The organism is Enterococcus sp. HMSC076E04 (assembly GCF_001814285.1).
GTDB lineage: Bacteria > Bacillota > Bacilli > Lactobacillales > Enterococcaceae > Enterococcus_B > Enterococcus_B lactis.
Window position 1 is genome coordinate 116,205 of sequence record NZ_KV815613.1, and the last position, 20,119, is coordinate 136,323.

General features: G+C 37.1%; 16 protein-coding genes. 1 reads left to right on the forward strand and 15 read right to left on the reverse strand.

What is annotated here, in order from left to right:
• Positions 1 to 84 precede the first annotated feature (84 nt).
• The 14 genes from HMPREF2961_RS09745 to HMPREF2961_RS14840 form a co-directional block, all read right to left on the reverse strand.
• Positions 85 to 1,068 carry a tRNA dihydrouridine synthase gene (locus tag HMPREF2961_RS09745; RefSeq protein ID WP_002310522.1) on the reverse strand — a complete coding sequence of 328 codons (984 nt, stop codon included), beginning with the start codon at positions 1,066 to 1,068 and terminating at the stop codon, positions 85 to 87.
• Between the two features lie 289 nt (positions 1,069 to 1,357).
• Positions 1,358 to 2,128, reverse strand: a complete 771-nt coding sequence (locus HMPREF2961_RS09750) for an ABC transporter permease (RefSeq protein WP_002287492.1) — start codon at positions 2,126 to 2,128, stop codon at positions 1,358 to 1,360.
• Positions 2,121 to 3,056, reverse strand: coding sequence for an ABC transporter ATP-binding protein (locus HMPREF2961_RS09755; RefSeq protein ID WP_002315841.1), 936 nt, complete (start codon positions 3,054 to 3,056; stop codon positions 2,121 to 2,123). The genes HMPREF2961_RS09750 and HMPREF2961_RS09755 overlap by 8 nt, the downstream gene beginning before the upstream one ends.
• A 315-nt stretch (positions 3,057 to 3,371) precedes the next feature.
• A complete protein-coding gene (locus HMPREF2961_RS09765; protein WP_002315839.1) occupies positions 3,372 to 5,021 on the reverse strand; it encodes a MutS-related protein in 1,650 nt (549 codons plus the stop codon).
• Between the two features lie 116 nt (positions 5,022 to 5,137).
• Positions 5,138 to 7,741 (reverse strand): glycoside hydrolase family 38 N-terminal domain-containing protein, encoded by a 2,604-nt coding sequence (locus HMPREF2961_RS09770; protein ID WP_070704675.1) that lies wholly within the window; start codon positions 7,739 to 7,741, stop codon positions 5,138 to 5,140.
• Between the two features lie 11 nt (positions 7,742 to 7,752).
• Entirely contained in the window at positions 7,753 to 8,802 is a 1,050-nt protein-coding gene (locus tag HMPREF2961_RS09775; protein WP_002305530.1) for a PTS fructose transporter subunit IIC, read from the reverse strand.
• Positions 8,803 to 8,827: 25 nt separating this feature from the next.
• Complete coding sequence (locus HMPREF2961_RS09780) at positions 8,828 to 9,142, reverse strand: PTS fructose transporter subunit IIB (protein WP_002315837.1); 315 nt, start codon at positions 9,140 to 9,142, stop codon at positions 8,828 to 8,830.
• A 15-nt stretch (positions 9,143 to 9,157) separates the two neighbouring features.
• Positions 9,158 to 9,604, reverse strand: a complete 447-nt coding sequence (locus HMPREF2961_RS09785; protein ID WP_070704678.1) for a PTS sugar transporter subunit IIA — start codon at positions 9,602 to 9,604, stop codon at positions 9,158 to 9,160.
• Positions 9,605 to 11,527 carry a BglG family transcription antiterminator gene (locus HMPREF2961_RS09790; protein ID WP_070704681.1) on the reverse strand — a complete coding sequence of 641 codons (1,923 nt, stop codon included), beginning with the start codon at positions 11,525 to 11,527 and terminating at the stop codon, positions 9,605 to 9,607. It lies immediately after the preceding gene.
• 226 nt (positions 11,528 to 11,753) lie between these two features.
• Complete coding sequence (locus tag HMPREF2961_RS09795; RefSeq protein WP_070704684.1) at positions 11,754 to 12,650, reverse strand: sensor histidine kinase; 897 nt, start codon at positions 12,648 to 12,650, stop codon at positions 11,754 to 11,756.
• The gene (locus HMPREF2961_RS09800) at positions 12,643 to 13,323 is read right to left on the reverse strand and encodes a response regulator transcription factor (RefSeq protein WP_002303698.1); all 681 of its coding nucleotides are present in this window, start codon (positions 13,321 to 13,323) and stop codon (positions 12,643 to 12,645) included. Before HMPREF2961_RS09800 ends, HMPREF2961_RS09795 begins: the two co-directional genes overlap by 8 nt.
• A complete protein-coding gene (locus HMPREF2961_RS09805; RefSeq protein WP_070704687.1) occupies positions 13,324 to 14,106 on the reverse strand; it encodes an ABC transporter permease in 783 nt (260 codons plus the stop codon).
• Positions 14,099 to 15,016 carry an ATP-binding cassette domain-containing protein gene (locus HMPREF2961_RS09810; RefSeq protein ID WP_002315832.1) on the reverse strand — a complete coding sequence of 306 codons (918 nt, stop codon included), beginning with the start codon at positions 15,014 to 15,016 and terminating at the stop codon, positions 14,099 to 14,101. Before HMPREF2961_RS09810 ends, HMPREF2961_RS09805 begins: the two co-directional genes overlap by 8 nt.
• A 162-nt stretch (positions 15,017 to 15,178) precedes the next feature.
• Positions 15,179 to 16,549, reverse strand: a complete 1,371-nt coding sequence (locus HMPREF2961_RS14840) for an MFS transporter (protein WP_371089201.1) — start codon at positions 16,547 to 16,549, stop codon at positions 15,179 to 15,181.
• A 65-nt stretch (positions 16,550 to 16,614) separates the two neighbouring features.
• Between HMPREF2961_RS14840 and HMPREF2961_RS09820 the strand changes: the two genes are divergently transcribed.
• The gene (locus HMPREF2961_RS09820) at positions 16,615 to 17,541 is read left to right on the forward strand and encodes an Rgg family transcriptional regulator (protein ID WP_025477343.1); all 927 of its coding nucleotides are present in this window, start codon (positions 16,615 to 16,617) and stop codon (positions 17,539 to 17,541) included.
• Between the two features lie 239 nt (positions 17,542 to 17,780).
• On the opposite strand, the gene HMPREF2961_RS09825 is transcribed toward HMPREF2961_RS09820, so the two are convergent.
• Positions 17,781 to 19,910 (reverse strand): hypothetical protein, encoded by a 2,130-nt coding sequence (locus tag HMPREF2961_RS09825; protein ID WP_002315828.1) that lies wholly within the window; start codon positions 19,908 to 19,910, stop codon positions 17,781 to 17,783.
• Between the last annotated feature and the right edge of the window lie 209 nt (positions 19,911 to 20,119).

The window sequence follows — 20,119 nt, forward strand, 5'->3', positions numbered from 1 at the left end:
GAGCTATTTTTTGAAATTGCTCCTTGTAACTCAGAGTTAAACGGCAGGCTCACAACCTCTGATTCGCGGTGTTCAAGCAAGAAATCATCGTTCACTGAAAAGTGTTGGATGTTCTTTTTCAAAGGTGTCTAAAATCTCTCGTACTTCATCGGTAGATTTCGTATTCATCAACTGAACACGCAAGTCATTTGCTCCTGGAAATCCTTTGATATAGATTTTAAAGAAACGATGCAGTCCTGTGATCGAACGCGGGATGATTTCTGAATAATGATCTTGCAGATCTAGTTGCAGACGAAGTAGGCCAATCAGTTCTTTTTCTGTATGTTCCCTCGGTTCTTTTTCAAATGCATAAGGATTCTTGAAAATCCCCCGGCCAATCATGATGCCATCTACGCCATATTTTTCAGCCAATTCTTCTCCTGTCCGGCGATCGGGGATATCTCCATTGATCGTGATTAGTGTTTGCGGAGCGATTTGGTCACGTAAAGCAATGATTTTAGGAATGACTTCCCAATGTGCATCTACTTTACTCATCTCTTTACGCGTACGCAAATGGACAGAAAGATTGGCTATATCTTGATGAAGTAGGTGACTGATCCATTCTTCCATCTCAGACATTTCCGTATAACCGATACGCGTCTTGACGCTGACAGGCAAACCACCAGTTTTAGCCGCTTCAATCAATTGTGCCGCTACTTCTGGACGAAGGATCAAGCCACTGCCTTTTCCACGTTCTGCTACATTAGGAACTGGGCAGCCCATGTTGATATCGATTCCTTGGAAGCCCATTTCTGCCATAGCAATGCTCATTTCTCTAAAAAATTCTGGCTTGTCTCCCCAGATATGGGCAACCATCGGCTGTTCATCTTCTGTAAAGGTCAATCTTCCTCGTACACTGTCTTTTCCATCTGGATGACAGAAACTGTCTGAGTTTGTAAACTCAGTAAAGAAGACATCCGGTGCTGCTGCATGCTTTACGACATGGCGAAATACAACATCTGTTACATCTTCCATTGGTGCTAAAACAAAAAAAGGCTTTGGCAGCTCTTTCCAAAAATTAGTAGTCATTTATTTGTTACTCTCCATTCTATCAAGCAGTGAAGTCGCAATCTTTCTCAAAAACATTGTCATTATACTAGGAAACAAAAAAAGAAGCAAAGTGAACAGCTTAAAAGATGTTTCTGATTGAACAAAAAAGACTGTGACAAAAATCTTATCACAGTCCATTTTCCGGAATAAATGGTGTTCTCCTGCCAACTCCTCGGTATTCGCTCAACAAACGACAAAATATGAGGAACTATTTTCCCGTTTGTTTCTCTAATACTCAGGTCAAAACGCTGATTTCACAACCTCTGTTCTAACTTCTCAATCCTCTTCCTTTATTGATCAGATACCAAGTAACAGCGTACAAAACAACGATGAATAACACAAGTACGATCATCGATGTTGCTACTGGCACATCGATCGTTCCAAGGAATCCGTAACGGAAACCGGAGATCATATAAACGATCGGATTGACTTTCGAAACAGCTTGCCAAAAGGGCGGTAACATCGAGATGGCATAGAAAACGCCACCTAGATAAGTTAACGGCTGCAAGACAAATGTAGGCACGATCGATACATCATCATAAGACTGAGCAAAAATCCCGTTGAGCAGACCTGCTAACGAAAACAAGATTGCCGTCATCAATAATGTAATGATGACCATGAACCATGAATACACATGAAGTGGTACAAAGAACAAGGAAATGATCGTTACGAGAGAGCCGACGAGAATACTACGACCCACTCCGCCAATCACAAAGCCCCAAATGATCACATGGGTAGGAACAGGTGCTACCAAGATTTCTTCGATGTTTTTCTGGAATTTTTGAGAGAAGAAGGACGAAGAAACGTTGGCATACGAACTAGTGATAGCAGACATCATAATCAAACCAGGCACGATGAATTCCATATATGAAAAACCACCCATGTCACCGATCCGACCACCGATCATTTTTCCGAAAATAACAAAGTACAAGGATGTCGTGATCACTGGCGGAACCAGTGTTTGGACCCAGATACGCAAATAGCGGTTCGTTTCCTTGATAGCTAAACTTTTTAATGCAGTAAAATAAAGATTAAACATTTTTCTCCTCCGTATGATCATTTTCTTCTGTGATTTTCAAGAACAGTTCTTCTAAACGATTCGACTTATTCCTCATAGAAAGAACTTTGATTCCTTGTCTTGTCAGCTGATCGAAGATTCCGTTCACCCCTTGATTTCGTTCAACTTCGACAGCGATTGTCTGTTCATCTTCAAATGTACAAGCGTATCCTTCAATCACAGGTTTGGTCTCATATGGCGCTAAATCAAAGATAAATGTTTCAAATTGCAATTTGGATAGAAGCTCTTTCATACTAGTATTCTCGATCAGTTCACCTGATTGGATGATCCCGATGTTACGACAAAGCATTTCAGCTTCTTCTAAATAATGCGTTGTTAAAATGATCGTTGTACCATGTTCGTTCAATTCTCGGAGAAACTCCCACATCTCGCGTCTCAATTCAATATCGACTCCTGCTGTTGGTTCATCCAAGATCAGCAAACGTGGTTCATGCATCAATGCCCTAGCAATCATCAGTCTTCGCTTCATTCCCCCGGAAAGCATACGTGCACGGACATTTCTCTTTTCCCAAAGATTGGACTGCTTCAAATATTTTTCGCTGCGTTTCATCGCTTCTTTGCGAGAGACACCGTAGTAACCTGCTTGATTCACGACGATTTGCTGGACCGTTTCAAAGGGATTGAAATTGAACTCTTGCGGGACTAATCCAATCTGTTGCTTTGCTCGGACTAGATCCGTATCCAGATCATAACCGAAGACCTTCACTTTTCCAGATGTTTTATTAACTAAAGAAGTAATGATTCCGATCGTTGTAGACTTTCCAGCTCCATTTGGTCCTAATAGCGCATAGAAATCTCCTTCTTTCACGGAGAGATCGATTCCTCGCAATGCTTCGACCCCACTTCCATAAACCTTTTTCAAATTATTTATTTCAAGCGCATTTGCCATTTATTTCCTATCTCCTTATAGACATGATTCTTTATTGTATCATGGAATACAGCAGATGAAAAAACAACTTGGTTCCAGCGAAAAATCAGGTTGCTGGGCTCAGGAAAATCTCCTAATAAAAGACATCAATCGGACGAAGTCAGACAACCTTTTCAGAAAAAACAAATCGAAGATAAAGGATTACTATTCATATGTGCAACAAAAGGAGCGTGAGACAAAAGTAAAGAACACTTTTGTCTCACGCTCTAAACACGTATAAACGGCGGAAGCAAAAGCCAAGATTTTTGATCCAATAAATACTTTCGATCACTTCGCCTATCCCAATACATGCCACTGCCGCTTTTCATCAAATGACGCAGCTTCCGTTTTTGCGGTTTCTACTAAAGTCTCTGGGTAATCCAAAACTTTCAGCAAGGCAATCGCATTTCGGGTCCTTGAAGGTCCTTCTTTTAATTTGAAATCAAAACTGATTCCTTTTCCTTCTGTTACTTGTTCTTCAAAGTGGACATTCTCACAATAATTCTTTAAAATCTCTGTCAATTCGATATCATGTGTGGCGACAAATGCTAAAGATGGATACTCCGCAAGCCACCGAACGACTGAAGCGGAAGAAGCAATCCGTTCGATCGTATTTGTTCCTTTTAAAATCTCATCTACGAAGCAGTAGCAGCGTTCTTTGGAAGCCACTTGGTCCAACAAACGTTTGATCGATTTGATTTCTGAAACAAAATAACTGTCGCCTTCAAATAAATCATCTTCGATTGCCATGGAAGTCAACACATGTCCAGGTTGCAGGGTAAACTGTTCTGCAATCGCTGTTTGGATCGTCTGTGCTAGAATACAGCTGATAGCTATACTTTTGACATACGTAGATTTTCCTGATGCATTGGAACCCGTGACTAATGTATTCTTCTGCCAGTTGACTGGATTCACTACCGCTTCTTTTAATAATGGATGATAGATATCTTTCGCTGTCACACCGCCCTCAGTAAATTCCGGACGGCAAGTGATGGGCATATAAGTACGGTAATTCAATACTGCGGCGGCTACTTCCAGTTCTCCCAGCAGTTCCCACAGCTTGATAGCTTCAGTTGAATGCTTTTCTAATTTAGTGAGAACGAAATGATAGGAGATAAATGGCAGCATGAACATGATGTTGACATATTCAAAAATCAACTCTGCTTCACTCCCGCTCTTCATACGAAATGAAAAACCTAATTTAGGGATGTCTCTTAATGGTTTAGTTTGCTGCTTCAGCTCTTCTTGAAGTGGTGTCGGCAGTTTTGCTAACTGATTGGCGGCTGAAATCGTTGAAACCAAATAACTCATGCTATTCAGCTCTGTTTCTAGTGTTTGTTTCTTCACTAGATAATAGACCGTATTGAATACTAACCCACCGATTGCCAAATAGATTCCTAGTACTTGACCTAAAAGAAGCAAACCTACACCCACCAGCGGAAGCAAGCCAAGAAAAATAAATAAACCTACGCGTCCAATCTTTTTACTTTTTCCATCCGCTAGATATTGTTTTGCAAAATTATGATCTTTTTTTCCTAAACGAGCGAATTGATATTGGATTTTTTCTCTCAGTTGAGGATTTTCCTGATAAAAAGCAATCAGTTTTTCTAACTGCTGATCTTCGCCAAAATCAAAGCTGCGTAAACGTTGATACAACGCTTCTGAACCTACACTAGAATAGGTACTGTTGATCCCTTCGAATACTTCGAACATATCCAGGTCATACCAAGTAAGATCGTCGATTTCGCTATCCCATGAACGGAACTTCTTCTCCGTGAGCCATGCTTCCTTCAAGCTTTCTTCTTTATCAAATCTCGGTTGATAAGGAATTTTTCCCCATTTGCTACGAACTGTTTCCTTTAATTTCAAACGTGAAAAAATTTCTAAAGCAACTAATAAAATAACAGCCGCAATAATAATTGAAATGATAAATTCTCTTTGACCCATATCCCTCTCCGTTCCTTTATTTGTTAGCTTTAGTATAGCACTGTTGCGCTATTTGAAAAGGGGGTAAAAAAACACCTTTCAAAATAAAAGGTGTTTTTTTCTTGTATATTACATATTTATCTCTCATTTATCAAAATTGACAAATAATCATAGGGAGGAATTGTTGTTAATTCTTGTTTATTCTCCAGTGCATTGACAACTGTCCCAAGGGAAAGGATAGCCTCAGGTACTATTTTTTCTTGTTCTGTTGGATTAGCTAAGCGAAGAACAAATCCTTGTTCATGAAAATAAGAAGGATAAATCGATGATACAATTAAGTCTTCAGGTAATTCAATCAATGAAAATTTACGAGGAACATCAAGTTCGTTTTGTAATGGCCAAATCTTGTTATCTAACCTGTGAATAAATACATTCAGTTTCTGCTTTTGATAAGAAATAGATTGTTCTAACCGTTTTTCTGCCTGTTTTGCCACTTTGAACTCATTAAATCTTCCTTCTTCTACATTAAATCCAAAAGTGACTTTATACTCACCTATTTCTTGAGCTAGCGGTGTTTCCATCATGACATGCCCTTCATTTGTCGTATCTCCTGAAGCTCGCCCAGGTCGCCAAGCAAGATTAGGTTTTCCAAGTTCCCCTGTTGTTGAAAATAAGGTTATGATCAATTGATTTTCTATACGTTCATACTCTTTTAAACCATCTGCATAAAAAGTAAAATAATGATCATTTTCTGCCACAGAGACACTCTTATCGAATATTTCTAAATTAACAGGTTTCTCTACCATAGTTTCTGACCAATCCGGAGGAATGACATCAGGGGTATTTTCAATAAATCCGTTTTGAATTTGTGCAATTGATTTTTCAGATTTATCTAAAACATTAATTGCTAAGCGCATACGATGCGAGTAAACAGTATTATGAATTTTGAGTGTGCCTTCAACGATTTGACTTTCTCCCAGACTGAACGATATTTCATAAGATATTTCTTCCATTTCGGGTTTTTCAGATAAACGATCTTTTAAATTTTTAGGAAGTTGAGCTTTTCCGTAAACAACTAATGTTTCTTGTAAAGAATCTTTATATACTTTAGCTGTTTCAAATTTTAGAGATAGTTCTGTATCTCCTTCTAATGGTGAATAATCATACGTATCGCCATCATTTGCTGAATCGATCAAATGAACGAAATCAAGATATTGTCTATCTCCAACTATCAAATTCAAGTGCCCATCCTTAAAAGAAAGTTTATATTTATTGTTACTTATCTCAGTTTTGTCTATCTCGATTGCTGTTTCTAATTTTTCATTATTTTTCTCAAATTCAACAACAGTGTATCCTAGCGCTGGCACATTTACATTTATTTTTATGTCAAGTTCATAATAAGCTGGTTCATCAAAATATTCGAAACCTGTAGCAATCATCCGATAAGCATTTTTCCGTTCTGGAAAATAAACTTCTTTTTCAATGATATTATAGGGACTGCCTTTGAAATGTATTTTCTTTGAATCAGCTACTACATGCACGATTTTCGATCCACTATAATTCTCAGTCGTTGTGTTGAAAACAAGGACTTCATTCGATTTTAGCTTTAATGCATCAGCCATCCGTTTTACAATAAGGTTTTCGATTCCGTCGGCTATCTCATTAGCTTCTTTGATCCGATGGAAAATATCTTCCGCAACATTATCTGAAACACAGCCACCAATACTATCATGAGCCTGGTTTTGCAAAATCTTTTTCCATAACCGACGAAGTAGGCCTTTACTGATATGGATACCATTTCTTTCTGCAATCAGCATGAGTGGCTCAACTCGTTTTAAAATTTTTTGTTCCAATTTAAAATTTTCTATTTTCATTTTTGTTCTTACTGAGCCAATCGAACGATGAACACGAGAGTAAACCGGCTGACGAAGTTCACCTTTATATTCAGGTAATTCTTTTTTATTTTTGATAACTTCTACATAAGAAGGATAGTCTGAAATAATATTGTGGAATTTACTGTATTTATTCAACTTCTCTACGACTTGATCAAAATTTAAAATCATTGACTTTTGATCTACACCCGAAGGTACTAAAATATCTTTGTTTTTTCCTTGCATATGAAGCATTTCAACTGCTTCATCCAACTTTTCTTTTGCAAATTCAGGAATATCTTTAATTGCGTCTAAGGTCATCATTCCAGTCATATAACCAAATGGAAAATTCATGGCATAAACAAATTTATCTCCTAATCCGTTCCAGATAAAGTAAGGAGATGGAACCATCGTTTCAAAGTTTAATCCTCGCCAACACATGAAATTATCGATTTCTACTTGATGCAAAAGTGTAGGCAAATTCGCATTGAACCCAAACGTGTCAGGCAAATACCCTACCATCATTGGATCTCCATATTTAAGGATCGTATCACTGATCCCAATCATTAAGTTTCTTAAAATTGATTCAGCATCCACTAATAAGGCATCTGTTTGTGCATACCACGGTCCCACGAATAGTTGTCCTGTTTTCATCAGTCGTTGGATAACCTTAAGCTTTTGCGGATTGATCTCCAAATACTCATCGACGATTGAAGTTTGTCCATCTAAACAAAAGTTTACTTTAGGGTTCCTTTCCAATTCATCTAGAACTTCAGTAAAGACCTGATCAGACAATACGATGGCATCTTCATTTGTAAAATACCATTCTCTGTCCCAGTGCGTGTGTTGAATTATATGTGCATTGACCATGTCAGATTCCCCTACTTTCCTTCTTCTACTGAATTTACTTGTTGTTCTTTTTTATACTTGATGGATTTTAGTGCATTGACCATTAACGCTGTAACCACTCCTCCAATAACAATTGATACTAAATATAAAGGTATATTCGTAACAAAAGGAATCGCCATAAAGGTTGAAAGCATTGTTTCTTGTGTAACACCAAAAAATCCATTTAGACCACATGCTACTGCAGTGCCCACCACGATGCTCGGTATTACTCGTAAAGGATCTTTCACGGCAAACGGGATCGTCCCTTCAGTAATCCCCACAAGGCCCATAATCATAGCTGTCTTTGCATTATCTCGTTCTGATTCATCATAGAGTTTTTTGTTTAAAATTGTTGCTAAAAACATTCCAAATGGCGGAATAGCAATTCCTAACAACATGGCTGTACTAGGTCCAAAGCTTCCGCTTGAAAAAGAAGCAACCCCAAAAGCATATGCAATTTTATTGATAGGTCCTCCCATATCAAACGCCATCATTCCTCCTAAAATAGCCGACATCAAAGCAGCATTTGCTCCTGACATGCCTTCTAGCCAATTAGTCAGTCCTGTTGTCATTGCTTGAATAGGCGTAGCTAGTACATACCATAATATGATTCCAACAACTAATGTAGTAACAAAAGGAATCAGCATAATTGATTTTAGACTAATAACTTGCATCGGTACTTTTACTTTTTTCAATGCATTAGCTAAATAGCCACAAGCTAATCCAGCAACCATTCCTCCAATAAATCCCATACCAAGATTTTGACACATCATCCCAGTGATAAAAGCTGGTGCTAGACCGGGACGGTCAGCAATTGAATATGCGATATAGGCTGAAATCATCGGTACGATAAACTGTAATCCCGTCTGACCAATCATTCGCAGGACTCCCCAGAATGTATCCGTCTGGTCCCAAACACCTGTGCCACCAAAAATGACTGCAATAGAAGTTAGTAACCCTGCTGCTACGACAAGCGGGATCATATAGGAAACCCCACTTTGGAAATGATTTAAAATTTCTCTTCCTTGTTTCTTGAATTCCATTAGTAACTCCCCCACGATACATTTTTTATTTGTTAATTAATGCAATTGCTTCATCAATCGTCTCTTCACCATCTTTTACTACCTCTGAGGTTCCTACTATTAAAATCGGTTTACCATCAAAGCGACCTCGTTCTGAAACATTTGTATCTACTGCAAATATGACAACATCTGCCTCGGAAACATCCGAAATTGAAAGTTTGTTTTCTATCCCCATAGCCCCCTGTGTTTCTACTTTAATATCTAACCCTTTCTTCTTCGCAAACTTTTCTAAATTAGCTTTTGCCATATAAGTATGGGCAATCCCTGCAATACATGCTGTTACTGCTACTATTTTTGTCATATGAAATTCCTCCTTTTAAAATGATAGAGCTTTTACCAATTCTTTTTTATTTCTCGAATCTTTTATTCTTTTAACAAACTCGTCATCCATCAATCTTCCAGATAATTCTGCTAAAATACGTAAATGATTAGTACCTTTATCAGTGTCTTTTATTGCTAACAAAAAGACGAGATCAACTGGTTGATCATCTAATGCGCCCCATTCAACAGACCGCTTTAACTTGGCTACAGCCACTGTTGGTTCAATTACTGCTAGGCTTTTGCCATGAGGAATGGCGATATTTTTCCCAATTCCTGTGGTCATATGGTTTTCTCTGTCAAATACGTCTTTTTGAAATTGTTTGTGGTCAGACACAAACCCATTAGTCTCTAACAATTTCGATAATTTTTCGACTACACTTTTTTTATCAGATGCATTTAAATCTATCACTATATTATTTATATTGATTTTTTCACTGATCATTTATAAGCCTTCTTTCAATATATAAACTAATTTTTCAAACGACGAACTCGTTTTTAAATTTGCTAATAACTCATGATTCGAAGCGATTTCATTGAATGTTTCATAAATTTTATTCAATTCAGGTTTTACTTTTTCATTAAGTGCAAAAAAGAAAACAGAATGAACAAGTGTCCCATCCCAATCAATTCCTTCTGGATTAACGTAGACACAGATTACTGGTTTTTTTATAAAATCTACTTCAATATGCGGCATAGCAAAATCATTCATCGCTGTTGAAGATAGTTTTTCTCTTTTGATTGCTCCCTCTAGTATCCCTTCTTTCGCGTAATTTTCTTTTACCAATTTTTTGGTAATTATATTTAAAACGTTCACTTGATTATCCTTTATTTGGTGGGTAAAAAAGCAAAATCGTTTATCTAATAAATTTAGAAAAGCATCTTCTGTTTGTTCATTTAGCTGTAGATACTGTTTTACTTTTCTGACATCTGCCCCTAACATCAAAGGACTAACAACAATAACAGGAAAATTTGTATTTTCAATCGGAATCGTGCTTATAACAAGTTCATCAGTGACTTTTCGATCTTGTAGTTCATTGATGCTTAGTACATCTTCTATCTCAACCATATCTGCAAAACCGTTATTTATTCTTTGCTCTAATAATTTTGATGTTCCATATCCGCTACTACAAACTAATATCACTTTCGTTTTGTCAGGTTTGTAACGATCCAAAAGTGATTGAACATGGAGTGTTACGTAAGCGATTTCATCTTCATTGAAATGTATACAGAATCTCTCTTCGATTTCCTCTAATAAATCCACACTTATCATAAATGACCTTTTAAAAGAATATTTGATTTTGTCCGTATAAGGATTATAGATATTTACTCCCAATTTGAGTCTTTTAACTGCTGCATTGAGATGTAATACTAGATTATTGATCAATTCTTCATCAGGATAAAATTCATTTAATTTAGTTCTTACTAGCTCTTGTAGCTCAACACCCATATCTAAATAGGAAAGCTTCGTTTGATCTAAGTCGTGATTCATAGCATTTTTTTCAATCGAAGTAATGTGGATGTCAACATAAGCTTGTTCATCTATTGGCACAATAATTGAAAATGCTTTTTCAATCATTTTGATTAAAATAAGTGTATTCTCTGAGATTTCTTCTTCAGAATTATTACTACGTGATAAGAAATTGCTTGTTTCAATCCTTTCTATCGCAATAGCAAGGTGGATAGCTAAAGTTTGAAATTCATAATCTGTAAATTTCAATTGTGTCTTATTCATGTATCGATTAAGCAATTCGGCTACTTTTTTCAATATGTCCTTATTTAAGAAATTATTCGCTTCACCAATGAAATTAATATTCAAGTCTAAGAGATCTGTTTTACTGTTAGATGCTGTAAAGCCACCCCAATAATAGTTCACAACTTCTGACATCAACCTTCTTTTACTTTTTTCATCAGCTTTGATGCGCACGCCATTTCGATCTGAAACTAAGGACATCCCATGCTTGTTTAGTCTTTTTCTAACATCTTTCATTGTGCTTTCTACCGTCGACCTGCTCACGTATAATTCGTCAGCAAGATTTTGAATCTTTAGAGAATCATTAGTATTCAATAATTTAGCAAACACATAAGTTAGACGGTCCTCCGGAGAGTCTGCGATATTGATTTTATGACTGGATAATAAATTTCGAAGTGTTTCTTTTTTTCCAATAAGCGAAACGCCTTTTTTAGGTTGAACCAACATTTGTACATCTGGCATTTTTTGGATTATTTCTTTCAAAATTAAAATATCTTTGCTAATTGTTTTCGTAGATACATATAATTGTTCTGATAATTCTTTGTAAGTTGTGTGCTCATTTTCAATCAAAAAGTATAGTATTTTCATTTGCCGTTCGCTAAATTCGATGCCCATTATCTTCACCTCCTGAATACAGCTTAAGTGTACAATTATTATCTCTATTTTCATACAGAAGAAAGTTCTTGATTAATGTAGAAGTTTCTAATATTCTTGATTATTTCAAATCAATAAAAAAGCCAGCAATATTTATATCACAGGCTTTTTTCTCTATTAAATCTATATATCTATATATATATATAGATAATACGTTTTTCTACTAGTTCTCACTAATCTTGTATAATTAAACCCTCCGCAACTTGACAGAGATGGAGAAGATGTCCCCGTCTAATTTAGCGGTCATCTCTCCTCCCATTCCTTCCACCAATTTTTTTGACAGGTAAAGCCCGATTCCGCTAGATTCCGTATTTGTGCGGCTGGTATTTTCGGTATAAAAACGCTGGAAGACTTTTTCAACAGAGGTTTGCGCTCCTGCTTTGATAGGATTGGCCACTGTTAATCGAATGAATGGATCCTCTTTTGAAAATGTCACCTTTGCTTGTCCATCTGCATAACGCAATAAATTCTGTATGATATTTTGCATCACTCGCAACAACATGAGCGGATCTGCTAATACAGTTGTATTTATCGAGTGTTCAGCGAACGCTACCTCGATATTTTTCTCAGAAAACTGTTCATAAAAAGAGAAAAAAGCTTCTTCCACCTCTTTAGAAAAAGAAAGCGTATGGAGATCCATTTCTTTTTGCTTCGTCTCTATTCGAGCAAGATCATAAAACTGATCCGTCATACTGAGTAATCTTGCAACAGATTGTTTGATGATCGTTAAATACTTCTCCCGTTTCTCCGTATCCTCTACCTGTTCTAGTAATTGTACATAACCGTTAATAGCAGTCAAAGGAGTTCTGAGATCATGAGAAAGGCCGACGATCGATAGTCGGATGTTTTCTTCCATTTCTTGAAATACTTGTCCTTTTTGTTCATTTTCATCCACCCATGTATTCAGTGCATCTACTAGGTCCATTAGATTCTTTTCTCGAAACTCGACTGAAAGACGACCACCATATTCTTGTCGTTCAGAAAGAGTGGCGATTTTCTTAGTCAATCGCTTGATTTCCCTTTGCAGGAAGAAAATAAAACTTCCCATAAAGATAACAACGAGAAGCAACAGCCACCTAATCAAATCTAAACCCCACTCCCCACACCGTATGAATATACACCGCATGTGCCTTTGCTAGTTTCCCTCGAAGATTGGAAATATGCATATTCACTGTTTTCTCACTATCAAAATATGGTTCTTGCCAAACTGTTTCATAAAGATTTGCTCGCGAAAATACTTTTTTCGGATGTTCTAAAAAAAGCTTCAGCAAATCGAATTCTCTTCCTGTCAAATGGACAGCCACACCATTCACATTTACATCCCTTGACTCTTTGTCCAGTAAGATTTCCTTATAATAGATGCGTTGTGACAGATCTTTTACTTGGACAGAAGTCTGATGACGAAGTTGGATGCCGATTCGTAACAACAGTTCTTCGATATCAAATGGTTTCGTCACATAGTCATCCGCTCCTGCTGCCAACAAGGAAACTTTATCTCTTTGATCGCTTTTTGCTGAAAGAACGATGATCGGAACATTCGATGTCTGTCGGATTTCTGCTAACAATGCTTCTCCTGAAAGCCCTGGAAGCATGAGATCTAGAAGGATCAAATCGACAGGATATGTGCTTAACAATAATTTTCCTTCCGTACCTGAATAAGCATCGAGAAGTTTGTATCTCTGTTCAAGAACCTCCTCCAGTAAGGAATGAACAGCTTCATCGTCTTCGATAATCAAAATAGTTTCCAGCAGGACCACCTACTTAATGTCAGATTTTTGGAAAATAAACATTCCTAGAGCTGATGATACCACGATTGTTACTAGATTGACCAGAATCATTTTCGGTGCTTGCGAATAAGTTGCTTGTTGCGCAAAGTCCGTATACATGAGCCACGTTTCCGTAAACCACTCCGTTAGAAATTCCAAGCCTTTGATTTTTGCGAAAACACCGGGAACGAAGGCCGTTCCCATGATATAAAGAAAAGAAAGAAGCAAACTGACACTGGTACTTCTAGTGATGAATGTCAAAGCCACTGGAACAGATAATGTCCCTAATGTCAGCAGAAGCAAGACAGGAAATACTTGCAGAACATAATTTCCATAGTTTTTGATTCCCTCGATTTCACCAAATCCGAAAGCAAGTGTGTAAGCAAGCATGGCTAGACCCGTGATCAAAACCACGCCAAGTGTTGTGATCAAAAGCGTAACGAGAAGTTTCGACACATAATAAGTCATTCGATTCCGTCCTAAAGATAACGTATTGCGAATCGTACCGTTTTGAAATTCTTCCCCAATATAAAAGCACGCAAATGCTGCAAAAGCCAGAAGAATCCATGCAGCCATTTTTTCCACCATTAAAATCCCTGTTGCACCGTTGATGACTGTATCCGTTGCTTGATTTAATTCATTGCCGTATTTTGTATGCATATACCATTCGTTCCAAGAATAAAAAAGCGGAAGTACGACCATCAGTCCTAGTGAAACCCACATTTTACGGCTCTTCCATACTTTTATTTTTTCAGCAGTTAATAGATTAAACATGTGTCTTGCCTCCAGTTAATTGTAGGAAATAATCTTCCAGTTTTTGCCCAACTAGGTGGATGCCATCCACAGGAACTTTTGCCTCTACCAATGCTTGATTGATGGCTGCTACTTGGTCAATTCCTTCAAAAAGCTGGATAACACGGCTAGATTGGACAAAATAATCCCTATAACCAAGAGAGTCGAGAACCGTTACTGCTTGTTCCGTCGCCGAAGTGTCAATTTTTATAAATTGACGAGATTCTTGTGCCAATTCTTCTTTCGATAATTCTTTGATCAAGTGTCCTTCATGCAAAATACCATAGTGGGTGGCGATCTGTGACAATTCATCTAGCAAGTGGCTAGAAAGCAAGACGGTGATTCCCCGTTCTTTTACCAAACGTTGGATGATTTCTCGCATTTCTGCCATCCCCGCTGGATCCATCCCATTCGTCGGTTCATCCAAAATCAAAAATTCCGGATTCGTGATCAGTGCATTTGCAATAGCTAAACGCTGGCGCATACCTAAAGAGAAATTCTTTGCTTTCTTTTTCCCTGTATTTTCCAACCGCATCATTTTCAGCAGGTCTTCGATTTCTCTATCCGACACACCGCCGTTCGCTGCTTGGATACGTAGGTTATCTCTTGCAGTTAATTCTGGATAAAGAGCAGGGGTTTCAATCGATTGACCCATACGTCGTCTTGCTGCTTGCAAATCCGTCGTTCCAAATAATTCGATCGAACCTTCATCAATCGAGATCAAACCCATAATAGTTCTCATAAAGGTAGACTTCCCCGCTCCATTTTCCCCAATCAATCCATAGATCATTCCACGTTTGATTTCGATCGATACTTTATCTAATGCTTTGGCAGCACCGTATTTTTTGGTTATACCAGTTGCTTTCAAGACCGTTTCATTTCCAAAATCCATACTTATCCTTCTTTCTTATTGATAAGTGAAGTATAGTTGACGGGTATAAAGAAAGCAGCCAGAAATGTATAAAGAAAGTGTAAATTTTCCAATTGAATGTCAAAAAAACAATCTGACAATACGTGTCTTTCCTATTATCAGACAGTTTGTTATACGCTTGTATCAGTTTCCTGATTCTTTCTTTTCGACCAAAGTCGTTTCTCTGTATTCCTCTTCACTGAAAATTTTTGCTTCTTTCAGATCAAGCTTGAGTAATTTTACCAGACCAGTTATAAGGATAACTATAGCAAGACTCCCTCCCAGAAAAATCAGACTGTCTCGCAGACGTGGTTGCGTTGTCTGCCAATCAAAGAGCGCACCAAACAGTGCTAATCCAAGTGGACTGGCCACCATGGTAATCGTTGTTATCGTTGACATCAGACGTCCTTGTATATGCGTTGGAACTTCTCGCTGAAGCCAGACCATAGTTGGGATATTCATCAGATTGTTCACGATAGCAATCGCAAAAAGAAGCAAGCCATCAATGATAACTGCAAGAATCTCTCCGTGGACCAAAAGAACCATTAAACTAATGCCTACATAACCAACTGCATAGCCATAAGAAAGCTTACGAGATCGTTCAAGAGGAGCCGATGGATCTTTTATTTTTCCTGCTAACCAGGCACTTACTAACATCCCGACAAAAAAGAATGTTTCAGTCAATCCATAAAGAACATTAGATACCTTCAAAGTACGAAGCATGATGATGGGCAGCCCTACATTGATGATGGCACTGAAAAAATTCATCAGTAAAGCAAAAACCAACGAATAGATAAGATATTTTTGATGTTTGATGTAACGCAACCCTTCAAGAAAAGAACCTTTATCTGATTCGGTAGCTCTCTTCAGTTGGTCTTCTTGTGAATGAACAAGGCGAAAATCCATTGTCAATGTAATGAATAACGTCATGATCTCAGTCAGTATCTCGATAAAAACAAAAAGCCAGAATGGAAGAAGTGTATAAAGTACCGCACCTAAAACTCCTGTTAGTAGACTCGAGATACTCGTAGCCATGCTCAAATAACTGGCAAGTTTCATCAAGTCATCCGACAATACTAGATCGGGTTTTGACGCCTGTTGTGCAGTATAAGTAAATTGGTCGGTGGCTTTCAATACAATAATCAGCAAGATTGATTGCAAAAGAATTCCTTTTTGCGGATGAGCAGACAGCCCCCAATATAAACCGTATATGGCTAAAATAACTAACGTTACAAGCTGGCTGATGATGATCACTTTTTTACGATCGTATCGATCCACGATGGGTCCAACGATGGGTGTTAGAAAAATGGCAAGTATTGGCTGAATGACAGATGCTAAAACAAATGAAATAGCTAACCCGGTTTTTTCAAGTAGCATCAGACTAAGTCCAAATGTAAAGATAGAAGAACCAAATGTCCCGATAAGAGAAGAAATTGCTGCTTTCATAACTTGTTTCTTTGATTGCTGTTCAAGAGTGAGTGTATTCATGCTCCATGCTCCCTTCGTTTTTTTCATCCTATCAGCAGATCAATTTTTTATGCTATTATGTTCACTATAATGAACACAAAAGAGGGAAGTATATGGAGAAATATGGATTGACAGCGCGTCATATCAGGATAGACAAAGGGTTGCTGATGAAGGAAGTGTATGGAGGAATCGTTGGACGGACCTTTGCTTATCGTTTTGAACGGGGGGAAGTAAATCTAGCTTTAGAGGCTTTTTTATCCGTTCTCGATAATTTAGAATTAGAAAACCCCGACGAATTTTTCTTTTTACATTATGGAGAAAAATATCGCGGACAGAAAAGTTTCTTAAAAGAAATAGCAGAAGAAACCCAACGATTCCAACATGTGGAAAAAGAACCTAAGTTTTATTTGAAGTACAAAGATAGTAAGAAAAAAGAAGAACGTTTTTATGCGTACCTCATCCACTTACTCGCTACTATTGATCGAATCGATGCACAGACAAGCGAAGTCAATACCGAAGAAATGAAGTTCATGGAAGATTATTTGATGCAGATGGAGACGTGGACGCTAAAGGAAATGAATAACGCAAGCATCATTTTGCCAATGTTGGCAGATGATATCCGCCCTTTATTCCTCTCACGCTTTAAAAAGAATTATCAGAACTACCGTGACTTTGAAGAAGACTGGTCTTTTAAATATGCCAATCATCTACTTAACTATGCCTTGATCCAGCTACTCTTTGATAGATATGAAGAAGCATTGTCTTTAGTTCCCGACCTCCAAACTTTAGTGAAAGAACATCCGAGTTTACAAGGACGCTTAGTCATCACATTGCGTCTTTCTCAACTTGAATTGATTGCTGCTGTTTTTCGAGAAGACGATGATTTCATTCGTTCAGAGACCCAACGAATCCAGACAATCTGTGATCTTTGCTTCCTAGATGAAGAAGTACGTATGGCCTACCCTCGAATCACCGCAGAACACGTCAAAAGAGCCAGAGTATATAAAACGCAAAAGGAAAAGAAAAGCACTCATCCTTAAAAACGGACCTATGAAAAATAAGAGGGGTTGTGACAAGACTTTTGTCACAACCCCTTCTTCCGAATAAACGGTGTTCTTCTGCCAACTCCTCGGTCACAAGTCACAATATTTATCAAACATGAGAAGCAATTTTCGTAAATTCCTTCTTATTTCTTGAAGCTGACCACTTCTGTCACAACCCCATGTTTGACTTTTCCAAAGACAGTCAAAAGAGTATTTTTACTTGTGAAACTAAAAAATCATTTACTTTCACATAATCTGTTCTGTTTTTTCTCGATTAAAAAAAATGTAGACAACAGCACAATACATTCGATTAGTATGTATAACGAAAAAATAAAGACATCCGTTATTCTAAATGAATGGACAGCTACATAGATAAAAAACAAAAGATATTGTAATCCAAACAGCAGAAAAATTCTTCTATAAGTTTTGAAAAAAGAAACACCATTTAATCGCCAAACAACAAATTTTTGCTGATAAAGGCGGAAATAGCTCAGTGTGGAATAGGTGATCAAAACAATAACCAATAAAATAGTAATCGATAAATCAGTTATCCTTTGTCTTATGTCCCACAAATAAATCAATTGCAATTCTGTTTTCCTTAACTGTTCCATTGGGATCAAAAAAGGAAAGTTGTCTTCCAATCCTGCTTCCTTCAATAACGGAAGATATCTATCATAGGTTTCTTGTGCAGTCCCAATCAATGGAATTTTTAATGGTTCAGCAAAACTATTTCCTGTCAGAATATTTCTATGAGAAATGGGTAGATTGTTCAAAGTGAATACATGGATGATATTCGGCTGATTGATGATGATTGCCTGTTCTTGGTCAAAGGCAAAGATTTCTTGTTCATCTTGGATGGTATAAAACAAAACATCCTCTTCTTTTTTTGTTCGTCTATCAGGATTCGTTTCATTCAAAAACCAAGAACGAAGTTGAACAAAATCGGGCATCATTCGTTCTGGGATTAATATGATTTCTCGATCCTCATTTTTATCAATTTGGATAGGCTGATTTGTTATGCTGATGAGCGGATACTTGTCTAAATAGTTTGTATTTACATAAATAGATTGATGGATCAAAGGATTCTCTTCTTCAAAATAAGCACTTGTATCAACCTCGATTGCTCCATCATCCAACAGTTGCGAAAGCAACTTTGTTTTATCTAATCCTCTCATATCTTGAGAAAGATCTGTCAAAGTCGCTTCATTGCCGCCAAGTCTTGGATAGAAAACGGCATGATTTTTTATTTCTTCAGGTACTGCTTCTGGTGTAAGGAATGTGCGAGCATATTCAGTTAACGGAACAAGTTGTACCACGCTAAAAAATAAAATCAACATTTTGACAGAATAGATAGTATAAAAGAATCCTTTACCAAAAGTTTGGCGATTTAGTTGCTTATTCAATGAAAGATTGCCTAGTAAATCAATCACAAAAAAAGAAATGATTAGACTAAAAATAAGCAAGAACAGTTGCACTAGCACAAACAAATGATTCACTGAATGTAGGACAAAGAAGAAAGCTACCAATAGATTCAAGAGAAAAAGAATCACTAATTCTTTTAATAATAATCTTTTTAAAATTTTTCTACTAGTTAAACCATTTAAACGATAGATCGCAATGTGTCTATTGTTCTCCAGTATCCATAAAATCAAGGAAAGGCTATAGAAAAGAGTAAATATCACAAAAGTAGATGCTTCTAATGTTCGAGATGGTGCAAATGTTTCTATGTCATTCTCATATTGAAAAGATGTGGGTTCGTACGCTGTCTCAAAGGAGAGATTGTATTCATCAGATAATTTTGATAGGAACCTATCTAGAGTTTTTTGATCTTTCGTTTCCACAAAAAAATCAGCTGGATTTAGCGCCTCAGCCATTTGTATCGGTAGTATAAAAAAATCTTCGTTTTTCAGTTGTTTATTTTCTAAATATTCCGCATCTGGATATTTCTCTAAGTCAGATGCAAAATAATTTTTTTCACTGATTATTTGAGGCTCTATGTAAAAATTGTTCAAAAGATGTGTTTCTGTTTGCTTGGAAAGAAAAAATGTATGTGTTTCACCTAAACGATCAAAAGAGATTTCTCCTGTTTCAGAAAAGGTATGGTCTCTCACACCATAGAATGAAACTTTTGCCATATAGTTTACATTCAATTTTTCTGAGACTGATTCAAGTATTTCTAGAACCCTAGTTTCTTGCTGAGGATCTACGATAAATTCTGGAAATCTGAACGGTGTAAAATACTCGGCCGTGTTTACCTTTTTCTGGAAATCTTCTTCCCTATTCACATTCCTAATGGCAACAGCTAATGCAAGACTTGAGAGTATAGACAACAGCAAAACGATTTTTTTCAATACTATATTAGTCATCGGCAAAACTCCTTGTTTTTAACGTAGTTAGTCAATTAAAAGTATAGATGGACACTAAACATTCAACAATCTATGTTTGTTAAGAGGTCATATTATTACAAATAGATATAGGTATATAGTCATGATATTACATAGAAAATATGGCTAACCTCATAGTATTTTAAATGTGGGAATATGGATCTGTGTCAATAAAGTGGACTCATTTTTTG

Excerpts from the sequence above, each read along its gene's own strand:
- HMPREF2961_RS09745 (WP_002310522.1), bottom strand. The coding sequence starts at position 1,068 with ATGACTACTAATTTTTGGAAAGAGCTGCCAAAGCCTTTTTTTGTTTTA.
- HMPREF2961_RS09750 (WP_002287492.1), bottom strand. The coding sequence starts at position 2,128 with ATGTTTAATCTTTATTTTACTGCATTAAAAAGTTTAGCTATCAAGGAA.
- HMPREF2961_RS09755 (WP_002315841.1), bottom strand. The coding sequence starts at position 3,056 with ATGGCAAATGCGCTTGAAATAAATAATTTGAAAAAGGTTTATGGAAGT.
- HMPREF2961_RS09765 (WP_002315839.1), bottom strand. The coding sequence starts at position 5,021 with ATGGGTCAAAGAGAATTTATCATTTCAATTATTATTGCGGCTGTTATT.
- HMPREF2961_RS09770 (WP_070704675.1), bottom strand. The coding sequence starts at position 7,741 with ATGGTCAATGCACATATAATTCAACACACGCACTGGGACAGAGAATGG.
- HMPREF2961_RS09775 (WP_002305530.1), bottom strand. The coding sequence starts at position 8,802 with ATGGAATTCAAGAAACAAGGAAGAGAAATTTTAAATCATTTCCAAAGT.
- HMPREF2961_RS09780 (WP_002315837.1), bottom strand. The coding sequence starts at position 9,142 with ATGACAAAAATAGTAGCAGTAACAGCATGTATTGCAGGGATTGCCCAT.
- HMPREF2961_RS09785 (WP_070704678.1), bottom strand. The coding sequence starts at position 9,604 with ATGATCAGTGAAAAAATCAATATAAATAATATAGTGATAGATTTAAAT.
- HMPREF2961_RS09790 (WP_070704681.1), bottom strand. The coding sequence starts at position 11,527 with ATGGGCATCGAATTTAGCGAACGGCAAATGAAAATACTATACTTTTTG.
- HMPREF2961_RS09805 (WP_070704687.1), bottom strand. The coding sequence starts at position 14,106 with ATGTTTAATCTATTAACTGCTGAAAAAATAAAAGTATGGAAGAGCCGT.
- HMPREF2961_RS09810 (WP_002315832.1), bottom strand. The coding sequence starts at position 15,016 with ATGGATTTTGGAAATGAAACGGTCTTGAAAGCAACTGGTATAACCAAA.
- HMPREF2961_RS14840 (WP_371089201.1), bottom strand. The coding sequence starts at position 16,549 with ATGAAAAAAACGAAGGGAGCATGGAGCATGAATACACTCACTCTTGAA.
- HMPREF2961_RS09820 (WP_025477343.1), top strand. The coding sequence starts at position 16,615 with ATGGAGAAATATGGATTGACAGCGCGTCATATCAGGATAGACAAAGGG.
- HMPREF2961_RS09825 (WP_002315828.1), bottom strand. The coding sequence starts at position 19,910 with ATGACTAATATAGTATTGAAAAAAATCGTTTTGCTGTTGTCTATACTC.